14 protein-coding genes are annotated in these 19204 nt (G+C 66.7%); 6 read left to right on the top strand and 8 right to left on the bottom strand.

All coding sequences use genetic code 11. From position 1 onward, the window contains the following. Window positions 1-18: 18 nt before the first annotated feature. On the top strand, window positions 19-1260 hold the full coding sequence (gene serA, locus C1933_RS08940) for a phosphoglycerate dehydrogenase (protein WP_108752966.1): 1242 nt from the start codon (window positions 19-21) through the stop codon (window positions 1258-1260). A 125-nt stretch (window positions 1261-1385) separates the two neighbouring features. Here the strand turns inward: serA and C1933_RS08935 are convergent, their stop codons facing one another. Next, window positions 1386-1703, bottom strand: a complete 318-nt coding sequence (locus C1933_RS08935) for a hypothetical protein (RefSeq protein ID WP_159093955.1) — start codon at window positions 1701-1703, stop codon at window positions 1386-1388. A gap of 74 nt (window positions 1704-1777) precedes the next feature. Continuing rightward, window positions 1778-2392, bottom strand: a complete 615-nt coding sequence (locus C1933_RS08930) for an NUDIX hydrolase (protein ID WP_108752964.1) — start codon at window positions 2390-2392, stop codon at window positions 1778-1780. Between the two features lie 133 nt (window positions 2393-2525). Here C1933_RS08930 and C1933_RS08925 point away from each other — a divergent pair, with 133 nt between their 5' ends. The 5 genes from C1933_RS08925 (at window position 2526) to mtnC (ending at window position 7998) form a co-directional block, all read left to right on the top strand. After that, complete coding sequence (locus C1933_RS08925; RefSeq protein WP_108749481.1) at window positions 2526-4001, top strand: amino acid permease; 1476 nt, start codon at window positions 2526-2528, stop codon at window positions 3999-4001. 82 nt (window positions 4002-4083) lie between these two features. Then, entirely contained in the window at window positions 4084-5511 is a 1428-nt protein-coding gene (locus C1933_RS08920; protein ID WP_108752963.1) for an amino acid permease, read from the top strand. 496 nt (window positions 5512-6007) lie between these two features. Next, entirely contained in the window at window positions 6008-6649 is a 642-nt protein-coding gene (locus tag C1933_RS08915; protein WP_108752962.1) for a methylthioribulose 1-phosphate dehydratase, read from the top strand. A 92-nt stretch (window positions 6650-6741) separates the two neighbouring features. Continuing rightward, window positions 6742-7299, top strand: coding sequence for an acireductone dioxygenase (locus C1933_RS08910; RefSeq protein ID WP_108752961.1), 558 nt, complete (start codon window positions 6742-6744; stop codon window positions 7297-7299). A gap of 3 nt (window positions 7300-7302) precedes the next feature. Continuing rightward, window positions 7303-7998 (top strand): acireductone synthase, encoded by a 696-nt coding sequence (mtnC, locus tag C1933_RS08905; RefSeq protein ID WP_108752960.1) that lies wholly within the window; start codon window positions 7303-7305, stop codon window positions 7996-7998. Between the two features lie 470 nt (window positions 7999-8468). On the opposite strand, the gene C1933_RS08900 is transcribed toward mtnC, so the two are convergent. The 6 genes from C1933_RS08900 to C1933_RS08875 form a co-directional block, all read right to left on the bottom strand. Further along, window positions 8469-11087, bottom strand: coding sequence for a glycoside hydrolase family 2 protein (locus C1933_RS08900; RefSeq protein ID WP_108752959.1), 2619 nt, complete (start codon window positions 11085-11087; stop codon window positions 8469-8471). Between the two features lie 57 nt (window positions 11088-11144). Continuing rightward, entirely contained in the window at window positions 11145-12386 is a 1242-nt protein-coding gene (locus C1933_RS08895; RefSeq protein ID WP_108752958.1) for an AGE family epimerase/isomerase, read from the bottom strand. After that, on the bottom strand, window positions 12383-13378 hold the full coding sequence (locus C1933_RS08890; RefSeq protein ID WP_108752957.1) for a carbohydrate kinase: 996 nt from the start codon (window positions 13376-13378) through the stop codon (window positions 12383-12385). The genes C1933_RS08895 and C1933_RS08890 overlap by 4 nt, the downstream gene beginning before the upstream one ends. A 7-nt stretch (window positions 13379-13385) precedes the next feature. After that, window positions 13386-14699: an L-fucose:H+ symporter permease gene (gene fucP / locus C1933_RS08885; protein ID WP_108752956.1), complete on the bottom strand. Its 1314-nt coding sequence runs from the start codon at window positions 14697-14699 to the stop codon at window positions 13386-13388. A 63-nt stretch (window positions 14700-14762) separates the two neighbouring features. Further along, window positions 14763-15812 (bottom strand): LacI family DNA-binding transcriptional regulator, encoded by a 1050-nt coding sequence (locus tag C1933_RS08880; RefSeq protein WP_108752955.1) that lies wholly within the window; start codon window positions 15810-15812, stop codon window positions 14763-14765. A gap of 97 nt (window positions 15813-15909) precedes the next feature. Next, on the bottom strand, window positions 15910-18354 hold the full coding sequence (locus C1933_RS08875) for a GH92 family glycosyl hydrolase (RefSeq protein ID WP_108754791.1): 2445 nt from the start codon (window positions 18352-18354) through the stop codon (window positions 15910-15912). Window positions 18355-19204: the final 850 nt, after the last annotated feature.

The following is a 19204-nucleotide window of genomic DNA, read 5'->3' as shown; positions in this document are numbered from 1 at the left end:
CACTGGCCGTGCCGTCCCATGTCGCCGAAGAAGACCTCGTTCCCCAAGCAGGATATCCGCGTGCTGTTGCTGGAGGGGGTCAGCCAGACCGCCGTGGAGGTGTTCACCGCCGCCGGCTACAGCCAGATCGAGGCCCACAGCAAGGCCCTGCCCGAAGACGAACTGAAGGCGCGCATCGCCGAGGCGCACATCGTCGGCATCCGATCGCGCAGCCAGCTCAGTGCCGAGGTGCTGGCCGAAGCCAAGCGCCTGATCGCGGTGGGCTGCTTCTGCATCGGCACCAACCAGGTGGACCTGGATGCGGCCGAGCTGGCCGGCATTCCGGTGTTCAACGCCCCCTATTCCAACACCCGCAGCGTGGCCGAACTGGTGATTGCCGAGGCGATCATGCTGACCCGCGGCATTCCGCAGAAGAACGCCGAATGCCATCGCGGCGGCTGGTCGAAGTCAGCCAGCGGCAGCCACGAGGTGCGCGGCAAGACCCTGGGCATCATCGGCTACGGCCATATCGGCACCCAGGTGGGCGTGCTGGCCGAATCGCTGGGCATGCAGGTGATCTTCCACGACGTGGAAACCAAGCTGGCGCTGGGCAATGCCCGCGCCGCGGCCAGCCTGGATGACCTGCTGGCGCGCGCCGACATCATCACCCTGCACGTGCCGGAAACCGCGTCCACGCAATGGATGATCGGCAGCACCGAGCTGGCCAAGATGCGCAAGGGCGCACACGTGATCAACGCCGCACGCGGCACCGTGGTCGATATCGATGCGCTGGATGCCGCCCTGGCCAGCGGCCACATTGGTGGCGCAGCGCTGGACGTGTTCCCGGTCGAGCCCAAGGGCAACGGCGATATCTTCGAATCGCCGCTCACCCGCCACGACAACGTGATCCTGACCCCGCACGTGGGCGGCAGCACCCTGGAAGCGCAGGACAACATCGGCGTGGAAGTGGCGGCCAAGCTGGTGCGCTACAGCGACAACGGCAGCACCCTGTCGGCGGTCAACTTCCCGGAAGTGACCCTGCCCGAGCATGCCGACAGTCTGCGCCTGCTGCACATCCACCAGAACGTGCCGGGCGTGCTGTCCAAGGTGAACGAGATTTTCTCGCGCCACAACGTGAACATCGACGGCCAGTTCCTGCGTACCGACCCGAAGGTGGGTTACGTGGTGATCGACATCACCGCCAGCGAAGAGCAGGCCAGCGCCGTGCGCGACGAGCTGGCCGCGATTGCGGGCACGTTGCGGACGCGCATTCTGTACTGAGCAAGGCGTCGCCGGGCATGCCCCGGTGGATTGCTTCCGGCATCGCGCCATCCACGCATGGCGTGGATCTACTGGCGTTTCGCGCGATCCCGCAGTAGATCCACGCCATGCGTGGATGGAACACCTCAGAACCTTACGGCGTGGAGGTTCTTGTAAAAGTCCCAATGGATCAGAACCCTGTCTTCCATCGACAGGAACAGCGTATCGACGAGATCCAGCTCCTCGGCATGAACCAGCCAGTCCTGCAGGCGGCTGCCCAGCGAAGGTACCGCCCCATCCACCTGGACAACCGTCAACGCAGCGTCGCTTGGCAAGCCAACAGCATCTGCAATGGCGCTCAACTCCTGCGCCAGCCGCTCCCGCCCCACCCCGGGGACCTCCAGGCGTGATGGCACGCGCTCCCAGTCGATGGATGTGATGACTGGCAATGCAGCCTTGATCATCGCAAGGGCAGCATCCTGCTTCGCCTCGCCACACGCATGAGCCGCAACAAACGCGGCACAGCCGTCCGAGAGCATCAACGCGCCAACCACCGGCGCGCCATGCGCTGCATCGATTCGTCCGATTCCGGGTCCGCGGCGACCTCGGCCACCGGCCGCCAGGCCAGCTCCAGCGATTCCTCGCTGAGTACGAAGGCCTCGCCACCCAGCGCGCGGATCACGAAACGCACGTCGTAGTGCCAATGCCCCGGCACGTCCTTGCGTTCGGGAATCCAGTGCTTGTCCAGGTCGAAGATGGCTGGGTCTTCCAGCACCAGGCCGGTCAGGCCCGACTCCTCCTCGCCTTCCTTCAGCGCCACGTGGGCCAGGTCGCGGTCGCCATCGGCATGCCCGCCCAGCTGCAGCCAACGCTGCAGCTTGCGGTGGTGGGTCAGCAGCACGCGCTGGCCATCGGCGCTGACCAGCCAGCAGCTGGCGGTGAAATGCCCGGCCAGGCGCTCGCGACGGAACGAATCTTCCGGATCGTCCAGCAATGTGCCGAATTCGGCAGCCAGCTCGCCGTGGGACGGCTCCCGGCCGCCATAGTCCTGCAGCAGGCTGCGCAGCCGATCATCAAGCACGGCAAGGGATTCGACGGATTCGTTCATGAATACGGGGCGACCTGGAAAACATCGGCCATTATCGCCGTTCATTGTTGCGATTGCGCTTGTGCGGTGGCTTCAGCTTTGGCTAAGGTACAGCGGGCCGTTCGCACGGCCTTCACCATTCCAGGCCGCCGGCAACGTATCGGCAGCCCTCCCAATCCGATCATCAGGAAAGTTCTGCATGCTGAAAGCTCTGTTGAGGGTCAAGCCGGTACAACCGGCCGGGCACGTCGATGCTGGCGAACCCATCGAAGGCAGCCTGGACGGCGAAGCCACGTTGAAACGGACCCTTACGGCTAAACACCTCATCCTGCTGGGCGTAGGTGCGGTGATCGGCGCAGGTATCTTCGTGCTCACCGGCCAGGCCGCGGCCAACCACGCCGGCCCGGCGGTGATGCTGTCGTTCGTGCTGGCCGGCTTCGCCTGTGCCTTGGCGGGCCTGTGCTACGCCGAGTTCGCCGCGATGATGCCGGTGTCCGGCAGCGCCTATTCCTATTCCTACGCCACCCTGGGCGAAGGCATGGCCTGGTTCATCGGCTGGTGCCTGGTGCTGGAATACCTGTTCGCCTCGGCGTCGGTGGCGGTGGGCTGGTCGGCCTACCTGATCAGCTTCATCACCACCACCCTGCACATGCCGTTCCCGGACCTGCTCAGCGCCGCGCCCATCGCCTGGACCGGCAGCGAATTCGTATCGTCGGGCAAGCTGTTCAACCTGCCGGCGGTGCTGATCGTGGCGGCCGTGTCGGGCCTGCTGTACGTGGGCGTCACCCAGTCCGCGTTCGTCAACGCGATCATCGTGGCGATCAAGGTCACCGTCATCTGCCTGTTCATCGGCATCGGCGCGGCCCATGTCGACCCGGCCAACTGGCAGCCGTTCATTCCGGAAAACACCGGCGTGCCGGGTGAGTTCGGCTGGAGTGGCATCTTCCGCGCGGCCACCATCGTGTTCTTCGCCTACATCGGCTTCGATGCGGTCTCCACCGCCGCCGGCGAAACCAAGGACCCGCAGCGCAACATGCCGATCGGCCTGCTCGGTTCGCTGGCAGTGTGCACCGTGGTCTACATCATCGTCTGTGCGGTGCTGACCGGCATGATGCCCTACCACCTGCTGGGCACCGACAAGCCGGTGGCTACCGCGCTGGAGCCCTACCCGACCCTGGCCTGGCTGAAGACCTTCGTCGAGATCGGCGCCATCGCCGGCCTGTCTTCGGTGGTGCTGGTGATGATGATGGGCCAGACCCGCATCGCCTACACGATCTCGCGCGACGGCCTGCTGCCGAAGTTCTTCGGCAAGGTGCATGCCCGCTTCCGCACGCCCTACTGGGCCACGATCGTGGTCGGCGTCATCGCTGCCGCGCTGGCCGGCCTGGTGCCGCTGAACGTGCTGGGCGAACTGGTGTCGATGGGCACCCTGCTGGCCTTCGCCACCGTCTGCATCGGCGTGCTGGTGCTGCGCTACAGCCGCCCGGAACTGCATCGCCCGTTCCGCGTGCCGGCGGTGTGGATCATCTGCCCGCTGGGTGCGGCCACCTGCCTGTTCCTGTTCTGGCAGGCGTTCGTGGTGCATTGGCACCTGTTCGTGGGTTGGACCGTGCTGGGCATGCTGATCTACCTGGGTTACGGCATGCGCAACAGCAAGCTGGCCAAGTCGCCCTGATCCCCCTACGGGCCGGCCCTGCGCCGGCCCGTCCGTTTTCCCCCGCGCCGCCTCGAATGGCGCTTCGACAAGACCGACACACATGTTCAAGCAACTGTGGGCCACCAAGCATCCGCATGCCGCCCATGAAGACGCCAACGGGCTGAGCCTGCGCCGCCACCTGGGTCCCTGGGGCCTGACCGCGCTGGGCATCGGCGCGGTGATCGGCGGCGGCATCTTCGTCATCACCGGCCAGGCCGCGGCCAACCACGCCGGCCCGGCCATCATGCTGTCGTTCGTGCTGGCCGCGATCTGCTGCGCGTTCTGCGCCTTGGCTTATGCCGAGTTCGCCGCGATGGTGCCGGTGTCCGGCAGCGCCTACACCTACACCTACGCCACCTTCGGTGAATTGTCGGCCTGGTTCATCGGCTGGATGCTGGTGCTGGAATACGGCGTGTCGGCCTCGGCAGTGGCGGTCAGCTGGACCGGCTACTTCCTCAGCTTCCTCAGCCAGTTCGACATCCATCTACCGGCCGCGCTGGTCAGCGCGCCGCTGGACGCACAGCTGCGCCCGACCGGCGCGATCGCCAACATTCCCGCCGCCATCCTGGTGCTGCTGCTCACCTGGCTGTGCTACGTGGGCATCAGCAAGTCCTCGGCGATGAACATGGCCATGGTCATCCTCAAGACCGGCCTGATCGTGCTGGTGATCGTGGTCGGCTGGAAGTACGTGGACACCAGCAACTGGACCCCGTTCATTCCGGCCAACGAAGGCCCGGGCAAGTACGGCATGGAAGGCGTGCTGCGCGGCGCGGCCATGGTGTTCTTCGCCTACATCGGCTTCGAGGCCGTGTCGGTGGCCGCGCAGGAATCGCACCGCCCGCAGCGCGACATGCCGATCGGCATGATGCTGTCGCTGGTGATCTGCACCGTGCTGTACATCGCCATGGCCGCAGTGATGACCGGCCTGGTGCCGTTCCAGCTGCTGGGCACCGACGAACCGGTGGTGACCGCCGTGGCCGCGCATCCGCAGCTGGGCTGGCTGCGCTGGGTGGTGGAAGTGGGCGCCCTGATCGGCCTGGCCTCGGTGGTGCTGGTGATGGTGATCGGCCAGCCGCGCATCTTCATGATCATGGGCCGCGATGGCCTGCTGCCGCCGGTGTTCACCAAGATCCACCCGAAGTACCGCACCCCGCACATCAATACGGTCATCACCGGCATCGGCATCGCGTTGCTGGCGGCGCTGTTCCCGCTGGATATCCTGGGCGAGCTGACCTCGATGGGTACGCTGATCGCCTTCGCCGCGGTGTGTGCCGGCGTGCTGATCCTGCGCCGCACCCAGCCGGACCTGCCGCGCCCGTTCCGCATTCCGGCGGCCTGGCTGGTCTGCAGCCTGGGCGTGATCAGCTGCCTGGCACTGCTGTCGGCGATGACGCTGCACAACTGGATGCTGATGGGCGTGTGGACCGTCGTCGGCTTCGTGATCTATTTCGGCTACGGCTTCAAGCACAGCCGCCTGCGGGGTAAGTGAGGTTTTGTTTTGCTTGCAGGGCCTGCGGCCCTGCAACCGCGCTTGAAGCCAGAGCAACGGCAAGAGCGGGTGTAATGGTTTGGCGGGGCGGGTTGGGTTCGCGGGGGACGCCGTGAATCCGTCCCTGGAGCAACTGTGTTGTGGGATGGGATTTTGGCCGTCTGGCAGACAGGCACGGCAAAGCCGGCTGCCGGCCGGCAGCCGCTGCCGTGCGCCCTGGGCTTGCCTCAAGCGGGGATCGGTCCGCTTTCATGAAAGCGGACCGATCCCCGCTTGAGGCAAGCCCAGGGCGCACGGCAGCGGCTGCCGGCCGGCAGCCGGCTTTGCCGTGCCTGTCTGCCAGACGGCCAAAATCCCATCCCACAACACAGTTGCTCCATGGATGGATTTACGGCGTGTCCCGCCAGCCCACCCCGCCCGGCCAACCCAGGGATTCAGAACGGCGACCCAGCCACGAGGGGCTCAGCCGTTGGCCGAATCCAGTAAAATCACCCGCATGAACGCCCCCACCTTTCCCTACGACACCGCGCGCCTGAGCGAACTGGCCCAGCTGCTGATCGACAACGTCCGCGAACTGGCCCAGGCCGGCTGGACCCCGGCCACCAGCAGCAACTTCTCCCACCGCCTGGACGACCGCCACGCCGCGATCACCGTCTCGGGCAAGGACAAGGGCCGCCTGATCGAGGACGACATCATGGTGGTGGATTTCGACGGCCAGGCCGTCGGCCGCCCGCTGCGCCCGTCCGCCGAAACCCTGCTGCACACCCAGCTGTACCGCCGCTTTCCCGAGGTGGGCTGCGTGCTGCACACCCACTCCCCGGTGCAGACCATCGCCTCGCGCCTGTACGCCCCGCAGGGCCATATCCGGGTGGAAGGCTACGAACTGCTGAAGGCCTTCGCCGGCAACAGCACCCACGAAATGGCCATCGACATCCCGGTGTTCGCCAACACCCAGGACATGAACGTGCTCTCGGCCCAGGTCGATGACCTGCTGGACCGCCAGCCGCTGTGGGGCTACCTGATCGACGGCCACGGCCTGTACGCCTGGGGCCGCGACATGGCCGAAGCCCGCCGCCACATGGAAGCCTTCGAGTTCCTGCTGCACTGCGAACTGGAACTGCGCAAGCTGCGCGGCTGAACCATCGCGCACAGGCACATGCCCATTGGCCATCTGGCCGCCGCCTGCACCCTGCTACCCTGTCTTTCCCCCGGAATGTTCAAGCTGCCGCCATGAGCCGACTGCGCATCTACGACGACACCCGCCCCGACTCGCCGCTGCTGGATACCCAGGACGGCGCGGTCATCGCTGCCGAACTGCAGAAGATCGGCGTTACCTTCGAGCGCTGGCAGGCCACCGCGCCGGTTGCCCCCGGCGCCAGCCAGGATGAGGTGTTCGCCGCCTACCGCGCCGACATCGACCGCCTGGTGGCCGAGCGCGGCTTCAAGAGCGTGGACGTGGCCTCGATCGCCCCGGACAACCCGAACCGCGCCGAACTGCGCAAGAAATTCCTCGACGAGCACTTCCACAAGGAAGACGAGGTGCGCTTCTTCGTCGCCGGCTCCGGCCTGTTCACCCTGCACGTGGGCGACAAGGTGTACGAGATCGAATGCGTGAAGGACGACCTGATCGCGGTGCCCGATGGCACCACGCACTGGTTCGACATGGGCGACGAGCCCAGCTTCGTGGCGATCCGTTTCTTCACCGAGCCGGATGGCTGGGTCGGTCATTTCACCGGCACCGACATCGCGCAGAAGTTCCCGCGTTACATTCCTACCCAGGCGTCCTGATCCATGCAGCCCCGCGTCATCCTGACCGACATCGAAGGCACCACCAGCAGCATTTCGTTCGTCAAGAACGTGCTGTTCCCCTACGCCCGCCAGGCCCTGCCGGCGTTCGTGGCCGAGCACGGCCAGCAACCGGAGATCCGCCGCTGGCTGGATGCGGTGGCCACCGAGATCGGCGGCGCCTGCCAGGACAGCCTGGTGGTGGAAACGCTGCAGGGCTGGATCGACCAGGACCGCAAGCACACCGCCCTGAAGGCGCTGCAGGGCGTGATCTGGGATACCGGCTACCGCCGCGGCGATTACACCGCGCACTTCTACCCCGAAGTGGCGCCGGTGCTGAAGGGCTGGCACGCCTCCGGCCTGCCGCTGTACGTGTATTCGTCCGGCTCGGTGCCAGCGCAGAAGCTGTTCTTCGGCTTCAGCGATGCTGGCGACCTCAGCCCGCTGGTGTCGGGCTGGTTCGATACCGAAGTGGGCGGCAAGCGTGAGGCCGACAGCTACCGCCGCATCGTGCAGTCCATTGGCGTGCCGGCCGGCGAGATCCTGTTCCTGTCCGATGTGGTGGAAGAGCTGGACGCCGCGCGCGAGGCCGGGCTGCAGACCCGCCTGATCGATCGCCTGGACGATTACCCGCTGCCGCGTACCGGCCAGGCCGCCAACGGCCACGAGCGGGTCGAGAATTTCCAGCAGATCCAGCTGTAACTGCAGGGGGTAGATGCCAACCTTGGTTGGCATGCTCTTGATGTGCCAACCAAGGTTGGCACCTACCAGAGCGGGATACGCCTGCCCAACGGTTTTCGGTAGATGCCAACCTTGGTTGGAATGTTCCTGGTGTGCCAACCAAGGTTGGCACCTACCAGAGCGGGATACGCCTGCCCAACGGTTTTCGGTAGATGCCAACCTTGGTTGGAATGTTCCTGGTGTGCCAACCAAGGTTGGCACCTACCAGAGCGGGGTACGCCTGCCCAACGGTTTTCGGTAGATGCCAACCTTGGTTGGCATGTTCCTGGTGTGCCAACCAAGGTTGGCACCTACCAAAGCGAGATTCGTCTGCCCAACGGTGATCGGTAGATGCCAACCTTGGTTGGCATGCTCTTGATGTGCCAACCAAGGTTGGCACCTACCAAAGCGGGGTGTAAGGTTGGCACCTACCACAGCGGGGTGCTCCGCTTTCAACGGTCGTTGAGGGTTTTCACCTGCAAGGCGCCACGCAGCGTCGCCAGATCCACCGGGCCGCGCACGGCGATGTCGCGCGTCTCGCCCGGTAGCAGATCCAGCAGGTTGTCTTCCACCTGCACATCCAGCGCACCGAAGTCGATCCAGGCGGCACGTACATACGCCTTGCTCTGCAGTCGTAGGCGGTAGTGATCGCCCTCGGTCTGCAGCGTGGCCCTCAGCGCCTGCGACGGCAGTGCCTGGTCCTTGGCTTCAACGAAGCCCACCACCTGCCGCGCACCGACCTTGCCATCCTGCAGCAGTTCGAACACCGCCACGGTGCGCGACGGGGCGGCGCCGGCCAGTAGTTCGGCATCACCGAAGTCGCCCACCGAGGTGACCCCGGCGGCAGCCAGAGTCACCGCCGCCTCGCGACGGCGCAGCACTTTCCCGTCCACATCCATCACCCGCAGCCGCCAACGCGCGTCCACTGCAGCGCCATCGTTGATCAGGCGCACGCGGGTGCTGCCTTCGTCACGCAGGGCCGCCAGGGTGACCGGCGCGAAGAAGCGACGCGCAGCGAAATGCAGTGCCTTCCAGCGCCCGAAGTAATCCACGCTGGACCACGATGCACCCGGCCAGACATCGTTGAGCTGCCAGTACAGCGAGCCCATGGTGTACGGCCGTGAAGCGCGATGATGCAGCGCCGCCAATGCAATGCCATCGGCCTGCATCACCTGGCTCAGGTAGACGAAGTCCGCGAAGTCCTTCGGCGTGCCGTAGCCCCGCTCGATGTACTGCAGCAGGCGGCTGTTGCCCTCGCCGGCCATGAACTTCTGGTGGGCGCGGATCACCGGGCTGTCGATGCGCTGTTCGGCGCGCGTGGCGATCTGGTCCACCGTTGCCAGCGACGGCCAGGCCTGCAGGCCGTACTCGGACATGAAGCGCGGCGTCTCCTGCAGGTACGCCTGCACCGGCAGCGCCGGATTGCCCCAGACCTGCCAGTAGTGCTTGTCGCCGCGGGTGGAATCGTTGGCTTTTTCGTCCAGATCATTGCTGGGCGAACTGGACCAGTACGGCACACCCAGCCCTTCCTCGCCCACCACCTGGCGCAGGTCGTTGCCGAACAGATCGACATAGCCCTGCCAGACCCGCGCGGCAAACGCCGGGTCGGCAGCCTTCAGGTCGCGGCCATGGCCCCAGTCCTTCCACGCGGTCTCTTCTTCGTTGTTGCCACACCACAGCACGATGCTGGGGTGGTGGCGCAGGCGCCGCACGTTGTCGCGCGCTTCGGCCACCACGCTGGCGCGGAACGCCGGATCGTAACCGGGCTGCATGCCACCGCCGAACATGAAGTCCTGCCAGACCAGCAGACCCAGCTCGTCGGCGATGTCAAAGAACGCGTCGTCCTCGTAGTACCCACCGCCCCAGTTGCGCAGCATGTTCATGTTGGCATCGCGCGCGGCGGTCAGCACCTGGCGCAGGCGCGCCACATCCACCCGCGCCGGGAACGCATCGAACGGAATGACGTTGGCGCCCTTGGCGAAAGTCTCCACGCCATTGATGACGAAGGCGAAACCCTGCCCGCCCTTCTCGTCCTTCTCGCGGCGCAGTTCCACCGTGCGCAGGCCGATGCGCTGCTCGCGCTGGAGTGTAGGGTCGCCGCCAGCGCCCAGCTGCGCGCGCACCGTGTAGCGGTCCTGCGCACCCTGCCCCACCGGCCACCAGCGCCGCGGATCAGCCAGCTCAACCGGAATCTCCACGCTGTTCTGGCCGGGCTGCAACAGCACCGGGCGCTGCACCGTGGCCACAACGCGGCCGTCGGGATCACGCACTTCCACGTCCACCCTGGCCGAGCCGGCGGCACTACCCTGCTCTACCTGCAGCAGCACGGCCAGCCGCGCCTGCTGCGCGTCCAAGGCATCGGTACGCACGGCCAGATCGGTCAGGCGGTGCGTGTCCCAGGCCTGCAGGTCGACACCACGCCAGACACCGGCGGTCACGTAACGCGGGCCCCAGTCCCAGCCGAAATGGTAGGCCGGCTTGCGTGCGAAGTTGCCGACCATCGCGTCCTTGGGCTCATCACCGTAGGGCGAGGGATAGTTGCCGGCAATCTTGTGCGGCATCGCCTGCACGCCCGGCAGCAGGGTGCGGATGGGCGAACGGAACACGATCTGCAGTTCATTGCCGCTGGGCCGCAGCCGCCCTTCCACGCGCGCGCGCCAGGTGCGGTGCGCATTGTCGGCGCGCAGCAGCGGCTTGCCGTTCAAACGCACCTCGGCATAGGTGTCCAGGCCGTCGAAACGCAGCTCGGCATGCGCCTTGGCCAGGGTCGCCGCGTCTACATCGAAGCGCGCGCGGTATTCCCAGGCGGCCAAGCCGATCCATTGCAGCTCGGCCTCCGGCGCGCCCACGTAGGGGTCGCGGATCAGCCCATGGGCCAGCAGGTCGGTGTGCACGCTGCCGGGTACGCGCGCCGTGCGCCACTGCTGCAGGCCGGGGTGCGCGGCGCCCTGCGCATCACCGGGCAGCATGCGGAATTCCCATTGCGCCGGCAGAGGCGCGGCCAGCGCGGGGAAGCTGCCAAACGTGAACAGCAGCAGGAGCAGACGGACAGCGAGAGGAAGACGGTGCACGTGCTGCTCCTGTTTTTCTGCCAGGCAGGGCCTGGCACTACTGCATTCGGGCGATGTTCAACGAACGACGTTCAGCACTTCGTAGCACGCGCCCATGGTGTGGTAATCCACCTTGCCGGCCGGGCTCTTTTCATTGCTGTACTTGCGATTGTCGGCATCCAGGATGCGGAACCACGCGCCGTACTGGTGGTCGACGAAGTGCTCCCACGAATACGCCCACAGCCGGTCGTACCACTGCCAGTAGCGGTCATCGCCGGTGCGCTGGGCCATCAGTGCGGCCGTAGCCAGGGTTTCGGCCTGCACCCAGAAGTACTTGTCGTCGTCGCAGACGAAGCTGTCGCCGCCGATCGGGGCACCGTCCATGCCCGGCTGGCGCCGCGATTCCGGCGCGAAACCGTAGTACAGGCCGCCACGCGCTTCATCCCAGCTGCGCTCGACCGCCACATCGAACAGGTGCTGGGCTGTGGGCACCAGCCAATCGGCCTGCACGTGGCGGTCCAGGATCAGCAGCAGCTTGGCCCATTCGGTCTGGTGGCCGGGCTGGAACCCCCACGGGCGGAACAGGTGCTTGGGATCGTCCAGGTTGTAGTTCCAGTCGATCTCCCAGTTCGTGTCGTAGTGTTCCCACACCAGCCCACCGGCCTTGGCGGCCTGGCGCCGGGTCATGTTGTCGGCCAGCTGCAGTGCGCGCTGCACATAGCGCTGCTCGCCACTGGCCTCGAACGCGGCCAGCATTGCCTCGCACATGTGCATGTTGGCGTTCTGCCCGCGGTAGCCGGTGAAGTTCCACTGGCCATCGGCTTCATCCTTGTACAGGCCGTGCTCGGCTTCCCAGAAGCGTGCTTCCAGCAGCTGCCAGGTTTCGTCCATCCACGCGCGGGCCTGTTCGATGCCGGCCTTCAGCGCGCAGCTGTAGGCCAGCAGCACGAATGCCACGCCATAGCAGTGGTTCATATCGTCTTCGACCTGGCCATCGCGCAGCGTCCAGGCGTAGCCGCCGGTGGACGGGTTGCGGTGCACCTCGCGCAGGTAGCGCACGCCATGTTCAACGGCCTCGCGGTACTCGGCATTACCGAATTCGCGGTAGGCCATGGCGTAGTTGAAGACGAAGCGGGTGCTGCTGACCAGGTGACGGTGGCCGGCGTCATAGACCGTGCCATCGTCCTGGAAGTAGTGGAAGAAGCCGCCGTTGGGGTCGATGCAGCGCGGGTGGTAGAACGCCATCGTGTCGGCGATGTGCGCGCGCAGGAACTCGGCCGAGCGGAACTGCGGAACGAAGCGGGAGGCGGTCTGGGTCATGCGGAAAGTTCCTGGGTCTGCAGCAGCTGCTGCACTTCATCGAGCGAGGGCATGGCCGCGAAGGCGCCCTTGCGGGTGACCGCCAGCGCACCGACAGCCGCGCCGAAGCGCAGCGTTTCGGTGATCGCCTGCGCGTCCTGGCAGAACGCGGCGAAGCCGGCGCCGGCACCGCCGCGCTCCAGCAGGCCCACCAGCACACCGCCCACGAAGGCATCGCCGGCGGCGGTGGTATCCACCGTGGCCACGCGGAAACTGGTGACCTGGCCCTGCTGCTCGCGGGTGTACCAGCGCAGCGTGGCGGCACCGTCGGTCACGATCACCCAGCGTGCCTGTGCGGCCAGCAGGCGCTGCAGCACGACCTGGTCACCGTCGGCGCCGTGCGGCGCGGCCAGGTAGTCCAGCTCTTCGCGCGAGAGCTTCACCAGGTCGGCACGCTCCAGCGCCTGCCACAGGCGTGGCGTGGGATCGGTGTCGGCCGGCCACAGCGCCGGGCGCAGGTTCAGGTCAAGGCTGACTACTGCACCGGCGGCGCGCGCACGCTCCATGCCGGCGAAGGTTGCCGCGGCAATGTCCGCTTCGGTCAGGCTGTTGGAACACACATGGAAACAGGCGGCGCTGTCGAAGCAGGCGCCCTGGAAATCGCTGTCACGGAACAGCAGGTCGGCCGCCGGCGGCCGGTAGAAGCTGAAGCTGCGCTCGCCGTGGGCGTCCAGCGCCACGAACGCCAGCGCGGTCTTGGCCGCATCGGTGCGCACGATGTAGTCGGTGCCCACGCGGTGCTCGGCCAGGCTGTCGGCCAGGAAGTCACCAAACATGTCCCGGCCCAGCATGCCCACGAACTGGGTCTGCGCGCCCAGCCGGGCAGCGGCCACGGCCACGTTGGCCGGCGCACCGCCGGCGTACTGCAGGAAGGCGCGCGGGGTGTCGGCCGAGGCCGGCGGCTGCGCTAGTAGATCGATCAAAATTTCGCCGAAGCAGACAATGGCACCCATTTCCGACTCAGCCTCCCTGCGGGCCGACGGCCGGCGGGCGCGAGCCCACCAGACCGTAGAAGATGATGTAGACGTAGCAGACCACCGGCAGCACGAAGCTCAGGTGCAGGCCGATGCGATCGGCCAGCATGCCCTGCAGCAGCGGAATGATCGCGCCACCGACGATGGCCATGATCAGCAGGCTGGAGGCCTTGTTGGTCAGCGGGCCCAGGCGTTCGATGGCCAGCGAGAAGATGGTCGGGAACATGATGGAATTGAACAGGCCGGTAGCCACGATGCCGTACAGCGCCACCTTGCCGCCCGAGCCCAGGGTGACCGCCAGCAGCACCACGTTGGCCAGCGCGAAGCCGGCCAGCAGGCGGCGCGGCGAGAACTTGGCCAGCAGCCAGGCGCCGGCGAAGCGGCCGACCATGGCGCAGCCCCAGTAGGCAGACACGTAATGGGTGGCCTGCTGTTCGCTCATGCCGCCGATTTCGGGCAGCGCCAGGTAGTTCACCATCAGGCTGCCGATGGACACTTCGGCGCCCACGTAGAAGAAGATGGCCAGCACGCCGAACAGCACGTGCGGCTGCTTCAACGCATCCAGCAGGGTGTGGTGGCTGCTGTCGGCCTGCTCGGTGGTTTCGGTCAGGCTGGGCAGGCGGAACAGGTAGACGAACACGGCCAGCAGCACCAGCGCGATGGCCAGGCCCACGTACGGGCCCTGCACCGACTGCGCTTCGGCAGTCCGGTAGGCCAGCTGCTCGGCCACCGGCATCGCCTTGATTTCGTCACCGCTCTTCACCGCAGTGCTCAGGATCAGGAAGCCGCCGAACAGCGGCGCCAGCGTGGTGCCCAGCGAGTTCAGCGCCTGCGCCAGGGTCAGGCGGCTGGAGGCGGTTTTTTCCGGGCCCAGCAGCGCCACGTACGGGTTGGCCGCCACCTGCAGCACGGTAATGCCGGTGGCCAGCACGAACAGCGAGGCCAGGAAGGCGTCATAGGTGCGCAGCGCGGCCGACGGCCAGAAGCCCAGCGCGCCCACACCGGCAATCAGCAGGCCGGCGATGATGCCCTTCTTGTAGCCCAACCGTGCCACCAGCCGACCGGCCGGCACCGACATCAGGAAGTACGCGCCGAAGAAGGTGAACTGCACCAGCATGGCGCGGGTGTAGTTCAGCTCGAACACGGCCTTCAGGTGCGGGATCAGCACATCGTTGAGGCTGGTCAGGAAGCCCCACATGAAGAAGATGGTGGTGGCCACCCACAGGGCCGCACGGGCATTCATCACCGGCGCCTGGCTGCTGTTGGATCCCGATGGACGGGGCGTTGCGGAAATCGGCATGCGGTTCGCGCCTCGATGCGCGTGTAGGTCGTTGGTACGTGGAAGGGAAAAGGTCGTGGAAAATCAGTTCGGCCGCGCGGCACTGCTCTCGCGCACGCGCAGCTGCACCGGGGCGACGGTGCGCCGCGGCGGTGCATCGGGATCATCCAGGCGTTGCAGCAGCAGCGCGGCGGCCTGACGGCCACGCTCGCGCGGGTCGGCGGTCAGGGTGGTCAACGGCGGCACCGCCACCGAGGCCTCGGAAATATCATCGAAACCGGTCACTGCGAAATCACCGCCGGGGCGGATGCCGCGGGAGTTCAGGCCCAGCATCAGGCCCAGCGCGACCGTGTCGTTGTAGCAGACCGCGGCACTGGGACGATGGCCGTCGGCGAACAGTTCATCGGTACGCGCGGCCGCTTCCAGGCGATTGGGCGCCGATTCGATCATCCAGCCCGGCGGCAGCGCCAGGCCCGCCTCGGCCAGGGCCTGCTGGAAGCCGGCGCGGCGCTGGTGGCAGGAACTGGAATCGGCATGGCCGCCGAAGAAGGCGATCTGTTGGTGGCCGCGCTCGATTAGGTGGCGGGTGGCCAGATAGGCGCCGTGCTGGTTGTCCAGGGTCAGGAAGTCCCAGTCGGCCCCTTCCAGTTCGCGGTTGAACAGCAGCACGTTGGCGTTGGCACCCAGCGCCTGCCGCAGCAGTGCGGCATCGCTGCCTTCGGCCGGCGACAGGATCAGTCCCGCCGGGGTGTGTTCCATCAGCGTGGACAGCACCGCCTGCTGGCGCTGCGGCGATTCGCCGGTGCTGCCCAGCAGGGTGACATACCCTCGCCCGCCCAATGCCTCGTCCACGCCCGAGGCAAATTCAGCGAAGAACGGGTTGGACAGATCGTTGATGACCAGCGCGATGCTGGTGGAGGTGCGCCGGCGCAGGTTGGCCGCCGCACGGTTGTAGACGTAGCGCTGGCGGCGCAGCTCGGCTTCCACCTTGGCCCGGGTATCGACATTGACCAGCGGACTGCCACGCAGCACCAGCGACACGGTGGCACGCGACACGCCGATCGCACGGGCGATGTCGGTCACCGTCACCGCCTTGCCGGAACGCTTGCTGGAAGTGCCGTCGTTGTCGTTCATCGCTGTACCGGGCTCCTCGGGAGGGTCAAGCCTAATGGATCGGAGGCCATTCGTGCCGTGCCGTTCGCTGGTTGGCCGCGAACGGCACGACGATGGCTCAGCGCAGCACGCTGCCTGGTGCAGCGCACCATGAGACCGGCAGGTCCTTCACTGCGGTACCCCAGCCTTCGGTCGGGGCCTGTGCATCCAGTGCGAACTGCAGGCGCGGGCCCTGCTGCAGCTGGTTCCAGTCCAGCCACACCGGGGCATGCGCGCGGCCATCCAGCTGCACGCCCTGCACGTACTGCAGGCGGCGGCCATCGGCGCCCGGCGCGTCGATGCGCAGCGTGCGTCCATTGCCCATGTCCACTTCCACCTTGGCAAAGCGCGGCGTGTGCAGCAGGAACTGGCCGCTGCCCGGCACCGCGGGATACACGCCGATGGCACTGAACAGGTACCAGGCCGACATCGTGCCCAGGTCGTCATTGCCGGTGACGCCGTTGGGTGCGTTGGTGAACAGCTGCTGCGCCGCGCGCAGCACGTTGGCGGTCTTCCAGGGCTGGCCGATCAGCGTGTACAGCCACGGCGCGTGCAGGTCCGGTTCGTTGTTGGGGTTGTAACGGAACTGGTTGTAGTAGCTGTACGGCCCCACCACCCATTCCTTGCGCGCGGCCGTCAGCGGATCGGCCTGCAGCGCATCCATCGCGAAGAAGGCATCCAGGCGGCGGCCGGCCTGCTCGCGGCCATCCATTGCTTCCACCAGGCCCGGCACGTCCTGCTGCGCCAGCCACTGGTACTGCCACGCGGTGCCTTCATGGAAGCCATGGTGCGAACGCGGGCTGTAATGGCCGTCGGCCGGGGTATACCACTGGCCGTCTTCGGTGCGCGGGCGCGGGAAGCCGGTGAAGCCGGTTTCGGCGTCACGCACCTGCGGGTCCCACACCTTGCGCCAGTTGCGGCCGCGCTCGCGCAGCGTCGCCGAATCCTGCGCATGGCCCAGGCCGTCGGCCATCTGCGAAAGCGCGCAGTCGGCCAGTGCGTATTCCAGCGTGGCCGAGCCACCATGGTGCGGGTCCACGTCCATGCCCTTGGACGGGAACGCGCGGTCATAGACCACGTAGCCCTTGTCCAGGTAGGTCGGGTTGCCGGAGCGGCCGGCCATCCGCGAGTTCAGCGGCGGCGTACCGAAGGCATTGCGGCGCAGCGCATCCCAGGCCTGCGATTCACGCCCCTTCAGCGCACCGAAGCGCCACAGGTCGACCATGAACGGGGTGACCGGATCGCCGGTCATGATGTTGGTTTCGAAGTTGGCATAGCCCCAGCGCGGCAGCCAGCCGCCCTGCTCGTCGATGGCCAGCAGGGTGCGGCCGATGTCACGCGCCACGTCCGGACGGGTCAGCGCCAGCCACTGGTTCTGCGCGCGGTAGGTATCCCACAGCGAGAAATACTCGTAGTAGGTCCAGCCATCGGCGCGGTGGATGCCATCGTCGTAGCCACGGTAGCGGCCATCGGCATCGCTGCCGGTGAGCGGCTGCAGCAGTGCGTGGTACAGCGCGCTGTAGAACACGGTGCGGTCATCGCCCGTGCCGCCCTGCACGCGCACCCGCGCCAGCTGCTCGCGCCAGTCCTTCTGCGAGAGCGCGCGCATGCGGTCGAAGCCGATCAGCGCACCGCCCTGCATGCCCTCGGCGCGCAGGTTGGTGCGTGCGCCTTCGGCGTCCACGTGCGAGATCGCACTGACCGCGGTAACCGACTGGCCCTTGGCCAGATCGAAGGTCAGCCAGGCGCCGTTCGGCTTCTGCTCGCCTTCCATGCTGTGCCGCGCATTGGGCAGGCCACCGGCCTCGCCCCAGGTGCCGTGTGCCTTGAACGGGCGATCGAATTCAACGCGGAACCAGGTGGTGTACTGGTGGCCGCCGCAGAAGCTCTTGGTGACCAGCTTGCCTTCCACCACCCGGTCGCCCACCACGTCCACCACGCTGCCGATCACCGAATGGCGCTCGTTGGCCTGGCCCACGTTCACCAGCACATGGCCATCGCCGCTGCGCTGGCTGAAGGTATAGCGCTCGGCCGCGGCGCGGGTGCGCGCGGTGGCTTCGGCGTCGATGCCGCCGTAGCTGGTCAGGCGCACCTTGTAATAGCCGGCCTGGCCAACTTCACCGTCGTGGGTGTAGTTGGCGGCGTAGGCCTTGTGGTCGAACTGCTTGGGGTTGGCGGTATCGAAATCGCCGCCCGGGCCGATGCTACCGGTCACCGGCAGGATGGAGACCTGGCCGCCCTGTTCCCAGCAGCCGGCGCCGGACAGGAAGGAATGGCCGAAGCCGCGGATCTTTTCGTCGTCGTAGCGCCAGCCGGAATAGTGGCTGCCGATCGGGCTGACCTGGATCAGGCCGAACGGTGCCGACGCGCCGGGGAAGGTGTTGCCGTCATCCTTGCTGCCGATGAAGGTGTTGACCTCGCGTTCGAGTGCGGCAGGTGCGGCCTGCAGCCAGGGCGTGATGGCCAGGGCCAGCAGGCAGGCGGCGCGGGCCAGCGGCCGCGGGGAGAGCGCCGGCAGGCGCAGGGGGGAACGACGGCGGGACAACCTGGTCACGGACAGGACTCCTTGGCGGCAGGGCGGCAGCGGGTGCCGGCCGCTGCGGCCGAACTCCCCGTTTCCATCGGTACAAATCCGCACCCCGGCGGATTTAGATCGATTGAAGTAGAACAGGGAGCGCCCGCCCATGCATTCTGCGCCGCAGCAAAAGAGGGGGGGGTCTTTTGCAGGGCCTGCGGCCCTGCACCTGCTGGGAGCCACGTCAACGTCAACGTCAAAGGCTGGCATTCCGTGGGATGGCGGGGTGGGCCCGGTTGAGGGGGACGCTGCAAGTACGTCCATGTAAGCTCGGTCGCCGCATCCATGCGGCTCACGCCCCCTCAACCGGACCCACCCCGCCTTCGACAGATTTCCGCGATCTGCCGGGAAGGCAGGGGTCGGATCCCGTTGCTGCGCAACGGGCTCCGACCCCAGATTGATTTCGATGTCTGACAGTCCACGCATGGCGTGGATCTACTGGCCGCCGGCCAACTGAATGAATCCATTCGATATCCGACAGATGTGTCGACCAAGGTCGACACCTACCAACAGCCGCACGGAACACCAGGCGCCGTTACCAACAGCCGCGGGAATCTGTCAGAGGCGGGGCGGTGTGGGCTTGCAGGACCGCAGGCGCCATGGATGGCGCCTACGAGCCTTATCTGATGGAAATCTGGCAGCGTAGGTGTCGAGAGCCGGCGTGGGCCGCCGTGTAAGCCTGGATCTCGACGATCGCCATGGAGCTTGGCGCCCACGCCGGATTCTCCCTTGATCCGCCCGAACAGTTGCTGGAGCTGGACACTCGAAGCGATAAGACTGGGCAAGCGGGGGAGCTCTC

Source organism: Stenotrophomonas sp. ZAC14D2_NAIMI4_6 (genome assembly GCF_003086875.1).
In the GTDB taxonomy this organism is placed as follows: Bacteria; Pseudomonadota; Gammaproteobacteria; order Xanthomonadales; family Xanthomonadaceae; genus Stenotrophomonas.
Note: the sequence above shows the minus strand (reverse complement) of the source record. Positions and strands in the feature narration are given on the sequence as shown.